This is a genomic window from Achromobacter sp. SIMBA_011 (genome assembly GCF_046535435.1).
GTDB classification, from domain to species: Bacteria; Pseudomonadota; Gammaproteobacteria; order Burkholderiales; family Burkholderiaceae_B; genus Achromobacter; species Achromobacter dolens.
Map to the genome: position 1 here is coordinate 405,055 of NZ_JAWRWN010000001.1, position 13,749 is coordinate 418,803.

16 protein-coding genes are annotated in these 13,749 nt (G+C 66.4%); all 16 read left to right on the forward strand.

Annotated features, from left to right (window positions below):
- The first annotated feature begins 2 nt into the window (after positions 1-2).
- Positions 3-620: a 50S ribosomal protein L4 gene (gene rplD, locus SB816_RS01875; RefSeq protein ID WP_006389605.1), complete on the forward strand. Its 618-nt coding sequence runs from the start codon at positions 3-5 to the stop codon at positions 618-620.
- Positions 617-913: a 50S ribosomal protein L23 gene (rplW, locus tag SB816_RS01880; RefSeq protein ID WP_006216557.1), complete on the forward strand. Its 297-nt coding sequence runs from the start codon at positions 617-619 to the stop codon at positions 911-913. The genes rplD and rplW overlap by 4 nt, the downstream gene beginning before the upstream one ends.
- Entirely contained in the window at positions 914-1,741 is an 828-nt protein-coding gene (rplB, locus tag SB816_RS01885) for a 50S ribosomal protein L2 (protein ID WP_006389607.1), read from the forward strand.
- 12 nt (positions 1,742-1,753) lie between these two features.
- Positions 1,754-2,029, forward strand: coding sequence for a 30S ribosomal protein S19 (rpsS, locus tag SB816_RS01890; RefSeq protein ID WP_006216555.1), 276 nt, complete (start codon positions 1,754-1,756; stop codon positions 2,027-2,029).
- A 3-nt stretch (positions 2,030-2,032) separates the two neighbouring features.
- Entirely contained in the window at positions 2,033-2,362 is a 330-nt protein-coding gene (rplV, locus tag SB816_RS01895; RefSeq protein ID WP_006389608.1) for a 50S ribosomal protein L22, read from the forward strand.
- Between the two features lie 9 nt (positions 2,363-2,371).
- Positions 2,372-3,163 carry a 30S ribosomal protein S3 gene (rpsC, locus tag SB816_RS01900; RefSeq protein WP_006389609.1) on the forward strand — a complete coding sequence of 264 codons (792 nt, stop codon included), beginning with the start codon at positions 2,372-2,374 and terminating at the stop codon, positions 3,161-3,163.
- Positions 3,164-3,165: 2 nt separating this feature from the next.
- Entirely contained in the window at positions 3,166-3,582 is a 417-nt protein-coding gene (gene rplP / locus SB816_RS01905) for a 50S ribosomal protein L16 (protein WP_006389610.1), read from the forward strand.
- Between the two features lie 13 nt (positions 3,583-3,595).
- A complete protein-coding gene (gene rpmC, locus SB816_RS01910) occupies positions 3,596-3,787 on the forward strand; it encodes a 50S ribosomal protein L29 (protein ID WP_003806912.1) in 192 nt (63 codons plus the stop codon).
- A 2-nt stretch (positions 3,788-3,789) separates the two neighbouring features.
- Complete coding sequence (rpsQ, locus tag SB816_RS01915) at positions 3,790-4,071, forward strand: 30S ribosomal protein S17 (RefSeq protein WP_006216549.1); 282 nt, start codon at positions 3,790-3,792, stop codon at positions 4,069-4,071.
- Between the two features lie 182 nt (positions 4,072-4,253).
- Positions 4,254-5,639 carry a GumC family protein gene (locus SB816_RS01920; protein ID WP_258955644.1) on the forward strand — a complete coding sequence of 462 codons (1,386 nt, stop codon included), beginning with the start codon at positions 4,254-4,256 and terminating at the stop codon, positions 5,637-5,639.
- Positions 5,636-6,613, forward strand: coding sequence for a CpsD/CapB family tyrosine-protein kinase (locus SB816_RS01925; protein WP_064527432.1), 978 nt, complete (start codon positions 5,636-5,638; stop codon positions 6,611-6,613). The genes SB816_RS01920 and SB816_RS01925 overlap by 4 nt, the downstream gene beginning before the upstream one ends.
- Before the next feature lie 11 nt (positions 6,614-6,624).
- A complete protein-coding gene (locus tag SB816_RS01930) occupies positions 6,625-8,019 on the forward strand; it encodes an O-antigen ligase family protein (protein WP_054500212.1) in 1,395 nt (464 codons plus the stop codon).
- Positions 8,016-10,301: a capsular biosynthesis protein gene (locus tag SB816_RS01935; protein ID WP_410546448.1), complete on the forward strand. Its 2,286-nt coding sequence runs from the start codon at positions 8,016-8,018 to the stop codon at positions 10,299-10,301. The genes SB816_RS01930 and SB816_RS01935 overlap by 4 nt, the downstream gene beginning before the upstream one ends.
- The gene (locus SB816_RS01940; RefSeq protein WP_410546449.1) at positions 10,298-11,227 is read left to right on the forward strand and encodes a glycosyltransferase family 2 protein; all 930 of its coding nucleotides are present in this window, start codon (positions 10,298-10,300) and stop codon (positions 11,225-11,227) included. The genes SB816_RS01935 and SB816_RS01940 overlap by 4 nt, the downstream gene beginning before the upstream one ends.
- Before the next feature lie 4 nt (positions 11,228-11,231).
- Complete coding sequence (locus SB816_RS01945; protein WP_144656186.1) at positions 11,232-12,422, forward strand: glycosyltransferase family 2 protein; 1,191 nt, start codon at positions 11,232-11,234, stop codon at positions 12,420-12,422.
- Positions 12,419-13,705 carry a lipopolysaccharide biosynthesis protein gene (locus tag SB816_RS01950; protein WP_054500216.1) on the forward strand — a complete coding sequence of 429 codons (1,287 nt, stop codon included), beginning with the start codon at positions 12,419-12,421 and terminating at the stop codon, positions 13,703-13,705. The genes SB816_RS01945 and SB816_RS01950 overlap by 4 nt, the downstream gene beginning before the upstream one ends.
- Positions 13,706-13,749: the final 44 nt, after the last annotated feature.

A 13,749-nucleotide genomic window follows, 5' to 3' on the forward strand; every position in this document is an offset into this window, starting at 1 on the left:
AAATGGATCTCAAGCTCCTGAACGACCAAGGTCAGGCCGCGACTTTCAGCGCGCCCGACACGATCTTCGGCCGTGACTTCAACGAAGCGCTGATTCATCAGATCGTGGTGGCTTTCCAAGCCAACGCCCGTGCCGGCAACCGCGCTCAGAAGGATCGCTCGGAAGTCAAGCACTCGACCAAGAAGCCCTGGCGCCAGAAGGGTACCGGCCGCGCTCGCGCCGGTATGACCTCGTCGCCGCTGTGGCGTGGCGGTGGTCGGATTTTCCCGAACTCGCCGGAAGAGAACTTCAGCCAGAAGGTCAACAAGAAGATGTACCGCGCCGGGATCCGCTCGATCCTGTCGCAACTGGCTCGCGAAGACCGCATCGCCGTCGTCGAATCGTTCGATCTGGAATCGCCCAAGACCAAGGCCGCCGCTGCAAAGCTGAAGAGCCTGGGCCTGGATTCGGTCCTGATCATCACCGACAACGTTGATGAAAATGTTTACCTCGCCACCCGCAACCTGCCGCACGTTGCCGTTGTCGAGCCCCGTTATGCCGATCCGTTGTCGCTGGTCCACTACAAGAAAGTGCTGATCACCAAGCCGGCCATCGCTCAACTCGAGGAGATGCTGGGATGAACGCTGAACGCTTGATGCAAGTCATTCTGGCTCCGATCGTGACCGAAAAGGCCACGTTCGTCGCTGAGAAGAATCAGCAAGTCGCTTTCCGTGTCGTGGCTGACGCTACCAAGCCGGAAATCAAGGCTGCCGTCGAACTGCTCTTCAAGGTGCAGGTCGAGTCCGTGCAGGTCCTCAACCGTAAGGGCAAAGTCAAGCGCTTTGGCCGATTCGTTGGCCGCCGCCGCAATGAGCGCAAGGCCTACGTCTCGCTCAAGGACGGCCAGGAAATCGACTTTGCGGAGGTGAAGTAAATGGCCCTCGTAAAAGTTAAGCCGACTTCGGCTGGCCGCCGTGGCATGGTGAAGGTTGTCAGCCCGAACCTGCACAAGGGTGAGCCCTACGCGCCGCTGCTGGAAAAGAAGACCCGTGGTTCGGGCCGTAACAACAACGGTCACATCACGATCCGCCACCGTGGCGGCGGTCACAAGCAACATTACCGTGTCGTCGACTTCCGTCGCGACAAGGATGGCATCCCCGCGAAGGTCGAGCGTCTGGAATACGACCCGAACCGTACGGCGCACATCGCTCTGCTGTGCTACGCCGACGGCGAGCGTCGCTACATCATCGCTCCGCGCGGCCTGGAAGTGGGCGCCACGCTGATCTCGGGCATCGAAGCCCCGATCCGCGCCGGCAACACGCTGCCGATCCGCAACATCCCGGTGGGTACGACGATTCACTGCGTCGAAATGCTGCCCGGCAAGGGTGCCCAGATGGTCCGTTCGGCCGGCGCTTCCGCCGTCCTGCTGGCTCGCGAAGGCACCTACGCTCAAGTGCGTCTGCGCTCGGGTGAAGTCCGCCGTGTGCACATCGAATGCCGTGCCACCATCGGTGAAGTCGGTAACGAAGAACACAGCCTGCGCCAAATCGGCAAGGCCGGTGCAATGCGTTGGCGCGGTGTCCGCCCGACGGTTCGTGGCGTGGCCATGAACCCGGTCGACCACCCGCACGGTGGCGGTGAAGGCCGTACCGGTGAAGCACGCGAACCGGTCAGCCCGTGGGGCACCCCGGCGAAGGGTTACAAGACCCGTCGCAACAAGCGGACGAACAATATGATCGTCCAACGGCGCAAGCGCAAGTAAGAGGCGAACACTATGTCACGTTCGATCAAGAAAGGCCCGTTTGTCGATGCTCACCTGATCAAAAAGGTGGACACGGCCGTCGCGGGCAAAGACAAGAAGCCGATCAAGACCTGGTCGCGTCGCTCGACGATCCTGCCCGAGTTCATCGGTCTGACGATCGCTGTGCACAACGGCAAGCAGCATGTTCCCGTTTACATCAACGAGAACATGGTCGGTCACAAGCTGGGCGAGTTCGCGCTGACCCGTACGTTCAAGGGTCACGCCGCGGACAAGAAGGCGAAGAGGTAAGCGATGGAAACTACTGCCATTATCCGTGGGGTTCACATCTCCGCTCAAAAGACGCGTCTGGTTGCGGATCTGATCCGCGGCCAGAAGGTCGGCCGTGCGCTCGAGATCCTCACCTTCTCGCCGAAGAAGGCCGCCGCCATCCTGAAGAAGGCTGTCGAGTCCGCCATCGCCAACGCCGAGCACAACGACGGCGCCGATATCGACGAACTGAAAGTCACCACGATCTTCGTGGACAAGGCTCAGTCGATGAAGCGCTTCTCCGCTCGCGCCAAGGGCCGCGGCAACCGTATCGAGAAGCAGACCTGCCACATCACGGTCAAGGTCGGAGCTTAAGGAGTCACGATGGGTCAGAAAATTCACCCCACTGGGTTCCGTCTCGCGGTCACCCGTAATTGGTCCTCGCGTTGGTTCGCCGACGACAAGGCATTCGGCAGCATGCTGGCCGAAGACATCCGCGTCCGCGAGTACCTGAAGAAGAAGCTCAAGAGCGCCTCCGTCGGTCGCGTGATCATCGAGCGTCCCGCCAAGAATGCCCGCATCACCGTCTACTCGGCTCGTCCGGGCGTGGTGATCGGCAAGCGCGGCGAAGACATCGAAAGCCTGAAGGCTGATCTGCAGCGCCTGATGGGCGTGCCCGTGCACGTCAACATCGAAGAAATCCGCAAGCCGGAAACCGATGCTCAACTGATCGCCGACTCGATCTCGCAACAGCTCGAGAAGCGCATCATGTTCCGCCGCGCCATGAAGCGCGCGATGCAGAACGCCATGCGTCTGGGTGCCCAAGGCATCAAGATCATGAGCTCGGGCCGTCTGAACGGTATCGAAATTGCTCGCACCGAGTGGTATCGCGAAGGCCGTGTGCCGCTGCACACCCTCAAGGCCAACATCGACTACGGCACCTCCGAAGCCCACACCACGTACGGCGTGATCGGCATCAAGGTCTGGGTCTACAAGGGCGACATGCTGGCCAACGGCGAACTGCCGCCGGAAACCGCCGCCCCGCGTGAAGAAGAACGTCGTCCGCGCCGCGCTCCGCGTGGTGATCGTCCGGACGGTGCTCGCACCGGTCGTCCGGGTGGTCGTGGCCGTGGTCCCCGCAAGGCGGACGCTGCTCCGGCGCCTGAAGGAGAATAACCATGCTGCAACCCTCTCGCAGAAAGTATCGCAAAGAGCAGAAGGGCCGCAACACCGGTCTGGCGACCCGTGGCACCCACGTGTCGTTCGGCGAATTCGGTCTGAAGGCCACCGGCCGTGGCCGTCTGACCGCTCGCCAGATCGAAGCCGCTCGTCGTGCCATCAACCGTCACATCAAGCGCGGCGGCCGCATCTGGATTCGCATTTTCCCGGACAAGCCCATCTCGCAAAAGCCTGCCGAAGTCCGTATGGGTAACGGTAAGGGCAACCCGGAGTACTGGGTCGCCGAGATTCAGCCCGGCAAGGTGCTCTACGAAATGGAAGGGGTTAGCGAAGAGCTCGCGCGTGAAGCTTTCCGCCTGGCCGCTGCCAAGCTGCCGATTTCGACCACGTTCGTCGCGCGTCATATCGGTGCTTAAGGAGTACTAAGACATGAAAGCCAGCGAACTCCGTTCGAAAGACGCCGCCGAGCTCGGCAAAGAGCTCGAAAGCCTGCTGAAGGCGCAATTCGGTCTGCGTATGCAGAAGGCCACGCAGCAGCTTGCCAACACCAGCCAGCTGCGTAACGTGCGCCGCGACATCGCGCGCGTGCGTACCTTGCTGACCGAGAAGGCAGGGAAATAAAGATGAGCGAAACCCAAAACACCCAAGTGGCCAAGCGCCAGCGTACGCTGGTCGGCAAGGTCGTCAGCAACAAGATGGACAAGACTGTCGTCGTTCTGGTCGAACGCCGCGTCAAGCACCCCATCTTCGGCAAGATCATCATGCGTTCCGCGAAGTACAAGGCGCACGATGAGTCGAACCAGTACAACGAAGGCGATACGGTTGAAATCGCTGAAGGCCGTCCCATCTCGCGCTCGAAGTCGTGGCGCGTGGTGCGTCTGGTTGAAGCCGCACGTATCATCTAAGTGAAAGCTGTTGGAGCGGTCCGCCGTTCCAGGCTAGAAAGGCAAGGGTCCAGGCCCTTGCCTTTTTTTTGCCATAAATACCGTCATCGGGCGTTTTATTTCCGGTATTTTTCCCATCTGGCCCCCAGATCGGACTCTCCGGTAGAATCAGTCATTACGCCACGCTGACTCCAGATCCCGCCGTGACTCCCGAATACAGTCTGCTCTCGTTGAATCAGGTGTGGGCAATGCTGGCCGCCCGCGCGAGGTTGATCGCCCGGGTGACCCTGGCCACGCTGGCGTTGACCTGCCTGCTGCTGCTGGTGCTGCCGCGCGTGTGGACGGCATCGTCGGACGTCTTCATCGACTACCGCGAAAACGACCCGATCAACGGACGCTCGTTTTCGGCGCTGCTCGACGAAAGCTATATGCAGACGCAGATCGACATGATCCGCAGCCAGGCGGTCGCGGACCACGTGATCTCGACCCTGGAGCTGCTGTCGGGGCCGGACGCGGCGCAGGGCACCAAGGCGCACAACGACCTTGTGGACTACATCCGCCGCAACCTGGAGGTGGTCAAGCAGCAGAACAGCCGGGTGCTGACGGTGTCGTTCTCCGCCAATACGCCGCAGAAGGCGCGCGAATTCACCAACGCGGTGGTCAATTCCTACCTGGCGGTCAGCCAGAACATCTCGTCGGCGGCTGCCCGCGCGCGCAGCGAACAGTACACGGCGCAGCTCGAGCAGTTGCGCGGCGAAGTCGACGCCATCCAGGACAAGCTGACGCGCTACCAGCAGGAAACCGGCATCGTCGACACGGAACAGACCGGCGGCGATATCGACGTGCGCACGCTCAACGACATGACGACGTCAATGCTGACGCTGGACGCGCAATTGGAGGCGGCAAAGGCGCGCAACGAAACCACAGAACGCCTGCTCAAGAGCGGCATCCGTCCTGAGGATCTGCCCGAGGTGGGGCAGATTGCGCCCATCAACGATCTGCGCAACGGCCTGACGGTGGTGGATCACCAGCTCGGCCAATTGCGCGGCTCGCTGGGGCCGAGGCACCCGACCGTGGCGGGGCTGCTGGCGCAACGCTCGCAGATGCTGGCTGATATCTCGCGCCAGTCCAAGGCCGCCATCGAGGCGCAGCGCGGCGAGCTGGAACGCCTGCAGACGCAGAAGGCGGCGCTGCAGCGCGATATCGATGCGCAGCGCGCCAAGGTCCTGGACCAGATGGCCAAGCGCGATCGCATCGCGGCCTACCGGCGCCAGTTCGCCGGCGTCGAGCAGGTTTACCAGACCGCGCTGCAGAAGTACGACAGTATCCTGATGGCCAGCAATATTTCCCTACCCAACCTGGCGGTGCTGCGCGCGGCCGATGTGCCGACTTCGCCATCGCGCCCGAAGGTGCGCAGCAGCCTGGCGCTGGGCCTGGTGGTGGGCCTGCTGGCGGGCCTGGCGCTGGCGATGCTGCTGGAGCTGAGCCGCCGCCGCATCCGCTGCGCCGAAGACCTGGAGCGCAATACGCGGCAGCCCGTTCTGGGCCGCATCGGCCGCAACCCGACTCCCGCGACGGTGACGTCATGAGCGATTCCACGCTGCGCCCTCTGTTTGACCGCCTCAACCAGCAACAGGCTGGCGAACCCGCTTCGAACCAGGCGCCCGATACCGTGCCGGGCGAGAAGATGGGCGAGCGCTTCGTGCGCCTGGGCCTGCTGACCGAGGACCAGGTGCAGCACGTGGTCCAACTGCAGCAGGCCGAGCGCCTGCGCTTTGGCCAGGCCGCCGTGAAGCTCGGCTTCGTGTCGGAAGCGCGCGTGCAGTCGGTGCTGGCCGAGCAATACCGCTATGACTACGCCTCGGCCCAGCATGGCGACATCCAGCTCGCGATCGCGGCGGCGCCATTCAGCCGGGAGGCCGAGGCGATCCGCCAGGTGCGCGCCGAAATCTCGATCCGCCTGGAAGACCTGCCGCGCATCGCGGTGGCGGTGGTGAGCCCGGATGACAGCGAGGGCCGCGCCTACCTGTCGGCCAGCCTGGCGCTGGCGTTCGCGCAGACCGGCCGCCGCACGCTGCTGGTCAATGCCAACCTGCGCGCCAGCGGCCAGGATGACATTCTGGGCGCCGCCAGCGGCGCGGGCCTGTCCTCGATCCTGGCGGGACGCGCGCCGGCTGGCGACAGCCGCGCCGTGCCGGGTTTTCCGACGTTGGGCGTACTGGACGCCGGGCCCCAACCGCCCAACCCCGCCGAACTGCTGCGCGAGCCGGCGCTGGACCGGCTGCTGGCCGCTTATGCCGACCAGTATGAGATCTTCATCGTGAACACGCCGGCGGCGACCCATTCCTCGGACGCGCAAAGCATCGCGCGCCAGGTGGATGCCTGTGTGCTGGTGGCGCGCAAGGACGTGACGTCGCTGAGCGCCCTGACGCGGACCGCGGAGGTGCTGGAGACGGCCGGCGTGCGCGTGCTGGGCACGGTCTACAACGAATACGAGCCGGATGCGCCGCGTGGCTGGAAGGACCGGCTGCGCGCGCTGCTGCCGGCGCGGCTGCGGCGTTGAGGGGAACGGCCATGGGCGCGCCCGCGGTCGTGGCGGTTGGCGGACAGAGCCGAGGCGATCGCTGGGCCGTCTGGCTGCTGGTGGGGCTGAGCCTGCTGTTCGCCATCGTGCCCGACACGCTGTCGGTCAACGCGGTAGGTCCGGAGGCCAATCACACCATCGAGCAGGGTTCGATGCTGCGCCAGGTGCAGTACGGGTCGCTGTTCCTGGGCGCGTTGTTCGTGCTCTGGCACCACGTCCGCCCGGCGCTCATGAACCTGCGCGCGTCCAATCTGTTCCTGATGCTGCTGGTGCTCTATTGCCTGGTCAGCGCGACCTGGTCGCCCTATCCGGACATCACGATCAAGCGCACCATCATTTTCGCGGGGCTGGTGCTGATTGGGCTGACCGTGGCGCCGCCCTTCAGCAATCCGCGCCAGTTCCTGCGCGTCATCCTGGGCACGTACACGATCGTGCTGGTGCTGTCGTGCCTGGTGGCGGTGTTCATCCCGAGCATGGGGGTGGACACCCTGCTGGGCAACGCCTGGCGCGGCATCACGTGGCAGAAGAACATGCTGGGCTCGATTGCCGGCTTCGCCGTGCTGCTGTGGTTGCGCGAATGGCTGATGACGCCGTCGATCCGGCGCCTGAGCGCGGTGGGGCTGCTGTTCAGCGTGTTCATGCTGGTGATGGCCAAGAGCGCGACGGCCATGCTGGTGACGGGGTTGGGCGCCGGGGTCTACCTGCTGACGCGCAAGCGGTTTTTCGGCGGCCGCCATACCGGGCAGATCCTGATGCTGGCCGCGCTGCTGGTGGCGCTGTACTTCCTGCTGATGTTCTACGTGGCGGTGGGCCGCATGCCGCGTATCGACGATCTGGTGCTGGTGGTCACGTCGCTGTTCAACAAGAGCAATGACCTGACGGGCCGCGGCGAGATCTGGGCGCTGGTGGACCTGGCCATCCAGCGGCATCCCGTCTGGGGCATCGGCTACAGCGCCTTCTGGGTGGGCGAAGGCGGTCCGGCGCAGTTCATCGCCGACAAGCTGGGCTGGCTGCCGGGACAGGCGCACAACGGCTATATCGATATCCTGCTGGACCTGGGCCAGGTCGGCATGGGGCTGTTCCTGGGGTGCCTGCTGTGGCACGTGGTCAGCATCATGCGCCTGTTCAAGATCGACCGCGAGGACGCGGCGATGCACCTGGGCATCTGCGTGACGATCATGGTCAGTAATTTCTCGGAAAGCCAGATTCTGCGGGACACCAATTTCCAGAACATCATGTTCATCTATTCGTCGCTGGCGATCAGCGGCCGCCTGGCGATGGAACGCTGGCGGCAGCGCGCGGCGGCGGCGTCCAAGCCGGCGCCACCGCCTGTCCGCGCCGCCGCCGCGCGGTCCTATGCCGTGCGCCGGGAGCGCGAGGCATGAAGCGCTGGCGCGCCGTGCTGGCCCCGGCCCTGGCGCTGGCGTGGGTGATGAGCGCCGCGGCGGCGGCGCCCGGCGGCTGGTTCGGGTTCGAGATGAACCTGGCGGCGCTGTCCGGCGCGCCGGATGTGTCGGCGCTGAATCGGCCGCTGGACGCGGCCTCGCGCATTGTCGTGCGCGACGGGCATTTCTATCGCGTCGGCGCCGACGGCCTGCCTGGAACGGCCGACGATGCGCGGGTGCGCTTGTTCGGCGTGAACCTGACGTTCGGCGCCAACTTCCCCGATCCGGTCGAGGCCGCCGTGCTGGCGCGGCAACTGCGCAAGCTGGGTTTCAACGCGGTGCGCCTGCATCATCTGGATTCGCTGCCGTCGGACTACCCGGACGCACCGATCAGCATCCTGACGACGGGGCCGTTTCCGACGTTCAGCCCGACGGCGGTGGCGCGGCTGCGCGGACTGATCGAGGCGCTGGCGCGCGAGGGCATCTACGTCAACCTGAACCTGCACGTGGGCTATCGCTTCCGCCCGCGGGTGGATGGGTTGCCGGCGCTGGATGGCGGCGCGGAGATGCCGCCGCTGACAGCGCCGATCCATGTGTACGACCCGCGCCTGATCGCGATGCAGGAAGACTATGCGCGACGGCTGATCCAGGCGCTGGGCCTGAAAGACAATCCGGCGCTCGCCATGGTCGAGCTCAATAATGAGTCGTCGCTGCTGGCGGCCTGGCTGGGACCGGATTGGCTCGCGGCGATTCCGTCGGCCTATGCGCCTGAATTGCGCAGGCAGTGGCGCGCCTGGCTTATGCTGCGCCATGGGTCGCTGGCGCAGGCCTGCGCGGCCTGGGGCGGCTGCGCGGGCGGCAACGACAACGCGGTCGAGTTCCCGGTGCCGGGCCAACAGCAGCCGCTCTACGAGAGCGGCCTGGCGCAGTTGCGTTCGGGGATCGCGCGGCGCGTCAACGCGCTGTTCGGCAGCGATGCCAAGGTGGATCTGCGGGAACGCGATTTCCTGTCGTTCCTGGCGGCGACCGACCAGGCCTATTTCGAGCGCCTGCGCCGCGTGGTGCATGAGAGCGCCGATCCGCGGGTGCCGGTGACCGGCACGCAGATGGGCTATGGCGGCCTGCTGAATTTCGATTCCCAGGTCGCCATGGACTATATCGATGAGCACTTCTACGTCGGGCATCCTGACATCCGCGCCGATAATGACTGGCGCATCCCGGACCTGAGCGCCAGCGGCAACGAGTTCGACCGCGTGCTGGCCCTGTCGCTGCGGCGCGATGCCAAGCGGCCCTTCGTGGTCAGCGAATTCAACCAGCCCTTCCCCAACCCCCGCGGCGCCGAGATCCTGCCGCTGATGAGCGCGGTCGGCGCCCTTCAGGACTGGGATGGCCTGTTCTATTTCGATTACAGCGACGCCCAGCGGCTGCCGCAATCGCCGTCGCGCTTCGCCCTGAGCGGCGACTGGGGACGCATGGCGCTGGCGGGCCAGAGCGCGCGGTTGTTCCGTCAGCCGCTGTTGGCCGCGCTGCCAGACGCGATCACCCTGCCGGTGGGGCCGCGGCAGCGCCTGCAGCTCGGCGCCGACCGGCGCTTCGATGCAATCACCACCGGGCTGGCTGATGGCCTGGGCGTAAAGCCGCAATGGGCGTTGCGGGGCCGCGTGGGACTGGACCTGGCCGCGGCCCCCGATGCGGCGCTGCCGAGCCTGGCGAACGCGACGCCCTTGCTGAGCCACGACGCGTCGGCGGGCCGCATCGTGATCGACGCGCCGGCCCTGTGGGCCGTGTTCGGCACGGTGGGCAGCGGCCGCATCGGCGGTTCGTCCGTCTGGATGCAGTTCGACGCGGCGGGCGCGGCCAGCGCCATGCTTACGCCGCTGGACGGCCAGCCGCTGGCGCGGTCGCGGCATATGCTGCTGGGCCTGGGCAACGACACCACCGGCACGCAGCCGGGGTCGATGCCGGCCCGGCCCAAGCTGCGGGTGCCCTATCGCGGCCAGGGCGCCTGGTCGACGCTGGAGCCGGACGCCGGTTCGCCGGGGCCGTCCGGCAGCTACGCCACACGCTCGCCAGCCTGGCTGCACCGTACGCCGGCCATGCTGGGCCTGGCGCCGCGCACCGGCCGGTTGTCGGTCTATCCGCTGGATGGCGAAGGCCGGCGCCGGGCGGCGCTGCCTGCCGCCGATGCGACCTCGGGCACCGATGGCGTGCGCGTGCGGGTGCAGACCCGCGATGACGGCGCCAGCCCCTGGTATGAACTGGTTTTCGAGGAAACGCCATGAGCACCGGCCCCATCAGTGTGTGCATCGCCACCTACCGCCGTCCGGTGATGCTGGACCTGCTGCTGGGCGATATTGCGGCGCAGACCTTGAGGCCCGCGCAGATCGTGGTGGTGGACAACGATGCCGAGGGCAGCGCGCGCGCCGTGGTCGAGGCTCGGCGCGCGGCCTTCGCGGCCCAGGGCGTCGCGCTGGACTACGCCATCCAGCCCGAGAAGAATATTTCGTTGACCCGCAATATGACGGTCTCGTTGGCGCGCGGCGACTGGCTGGCGATGATCGACGATGACGAGCGCGCGCCGGCCCAGTGGCTGGCACTGCTGGCCGCGGCGGCCCGCGATCATGGCGCCGACGTGGTGCAGGCGCCAGTCGTGCCGGAGATTCCGCCAACCGCGCCGGCCTGGATACGGCGAGGCCGCTTCTACGACTGGCCACGTTTTCGTACCGGCGAAGTCTTGCCGCGCAACGCGGTGCGTACCGGCAATTGCTTCATTGCCGCCACGTGGCTGCGGCGCCAGGAGCAGGTCTTCAATCCCGCCTACGGCCTGACCGGTGGCGAGGATGGCGACCTGTTGATGCGCCTGATGGGCCAGGGCGCGCGCGTGATCTGGTGCGACGAGGCGTATGTGACGGAGCCCGTGCCCGAGAGCCGGATGCGCACCGGCTGGATCCTGAAGCGCGCCCTGCGTGGCGGCCAGGATTTCGCCATCCACTTCGAGGCCGGCCGCCTGCGCGACCGTCGCCCCGCGATCATGCGCCGCGTGGCGTTCTATGCGCGGGCGCTGGCGCAGATGGCGGTCGCGGGCATCCTGGCGCTGGTATCGTGGCCGCTGGGCCGGCATCACGCGGTGCACTGGCTGGGCCGCGCCTGTGCCAACTATGGAAAACTGTCCGTGCTGTGGGGCGGGCATTACCAAGAGTACGCTTGAGCACATGGCCGGCTTCCTGCACCTGATCCTGTTCATCATCGCCTTGCCCGTCACGGCGGCCACCGCCTATCTGGGCCTGCTGACGCTGCTGTCGGCGCGCCTGCCGCGGCCACAGCCGCAACGGCGCGACATGCGCTTCGACATCCTGGTGCCGGCGCACAACGAGACCGCGGTGATCGAGCGCACGGTGCGCAGCCTGGCGGCCATCGACTGGCCGCGCGAGCATTACCGCGTCATCGTCATCGCCGACAATTGCACCGACGACACGGCGGCGCTGGCGCGCGCCGCGGGCGCCGAGGTGATCGAGCGCCATGACGACCAGCATCGCGGCAAGGGCTACGCGCTGGAGTACGGCATCGCGCGCAGCGCGGCCGACGGCTTCGCGCATGCGGTCGCGGTGATCGACGCCGACACCGAGGTCACGCCCAACCTGCTGGCCGCCTACGCCGCGCGCATCGAGCAGGGGGCGGCGGTGATGCAGGTGCATTATGGCGTGCTCAATCCGGACGAGTCGTGGCGCACGCGCATCATCACCATCGCCTATGGCGCCTTCCATGCGGTGCGGGGCCGCGCGCGTGAACGGTTGCGCGCCTCCAACGGCCTGCGCGGCAATGGCATGTGCATGACGCACGCGTTGCTGCGCGAGGTGCCGTTCAATATCCATTCGATGGCCGAAGATCTGGAGTATGGCGTGGTGCTGGGCCTGCATGGCCACCGCGTGGTCTATATCGACGAGGCCAGCGCCGACGCGGAACTGGTGGCGTCCGAGCGCGGTTCGCGCACGCAGCGCCAGCGCTGGGAGGGAGGCCGCCTGGCGGTGATGCGGACCTATGTCGGCCGCCTCTTGCGCCAGGCCGTCATGCGGCCGAGCTGGATCTGCCTGGAGCTGGCGATTGACCTGCTGACCATGCCGCTGGGCTACATCGCGCTGCAGATCGGCGCGTTGCTGGTGCTGGGCGGGCTGGCCGCGTGGCTGCTGCCCGGCGCCGGGCTGGCCACATGGCCGCTGCTGGCGCTGGTCCTGCTGGGCGTGCTGGCGCTGCACGCGTTGCGCGGCTGGCAACTGTCGCCGCTGGGGCCGCGAGCGCTGCTGGACCTGCTGCGCGTGCCGTTTTTCGTGCTGTGGAAACTGTACGTGCTGTTGCGCAACCGCCGCAACAAGCATTGGATCAAAACTGATCGGGATTCCAAGTGACGCGGACACGCTTTTCGGCCTCGGGCCTGGCGCGCCTGTTCGGCAGCTCGATTGCCGATCAGGCCATGCTGTCGGCAGCCAACTTCGGCGTCGGCCTGATCCTGATCCGCTACGCGCCCGAGGCGCAGTACGGCTATTACATCCTGGCCTTCAACACCATGATGTTGCTGACGACGCTGCAGGGCACCTTCATTGGCACGCCGATGGTGATCCGCCTGCCCGCCCTGGACGAGGCGGCGCGGCGCCAGTGGATGGGCAGCCTGCTGCGGGACCAGAAATGGCTGGGGGCGCTGGGCGGTGCGCTGGCGCTGGCCGTGGCGCTGGCCGGCTGGGCGATGGGACTGTTCGACGGCGGATCGACGCTGGTGGTGGTGGCGGCCATCGGCCTGGTGCTGGCGGCGCTGTACCGCGAATACCTGCGCGGCATCCTGTTGATGTACCACCGTCCACAACAGGTGCTGGGCGCGGACGCGATCTACGTGGCGGTGCTGCTGGCCGGCTGCGCGCTCGCGGTCAGGACGCCGGCGGCGGCGGCCGGCGCCCTGCTTGCAGGCACGATGGCGGCGCTGGCCTGCGCCGGGGCGCTGCGCCGGGTGCTGGCCAACGATATCGAGCGCGACGCGGCGCCCGGCCGCCTGCGCGAGATCGCCCGCATGGGGTTCTGGGCTGCCTCGGGCGGCGTCATCTATTGGTTGTTCAACCAGGGCTACAACTTCCTGACCGCGGCCACGCTGGACCTGGCGGCCGTGGCGGCGCTGGCCGCCTCGCGCCTGACGCTGATGCCGATCAACCTGCTGCTGGCCGGCATGCAGAAGCAGTTGACGCCGCTGGCGTCCGACTGGATGCACGGCATGGGCGCGCGCCGTACGCTGCGCCGCCTGATGCTGTTCTCGCTGGCGCTGGCGCTGTTCACGCTGCTGTACGGGGCGGTGATCTGGCTGCTGCGCGACTGGATCTTCCTGGACCTGATGCGCAAGGATTTTCCGCAGCGCGACCTGCTGCTGGTGCTGTGGATCGGGCTGTTCGTGCTGATGGTGATCCGCGAGCCGATCATGATGGTGCCGCTGCTGCGCCAGCGCTTTCGCGCGCTGAGCGCGGCCACCCTGGTCTGTGCGCTGATCGCATTGGCGATAAGCTATGTCGGCATGCTGCAGTTGGGTCCCATTGGCGCGGTCATCGGCATCCTGGTCGGCGAAGCCTGCTATGGGCTGGCGGTGCTCGTCATGGCATGGCGCGAAGTGCGGCGCGATGACGGCTACGCCATCCGGGAGGCGCGGTCATGACTCCTTGCCATCCGGCGGCGCGCATGCCCGCTTTCCATTCTTAC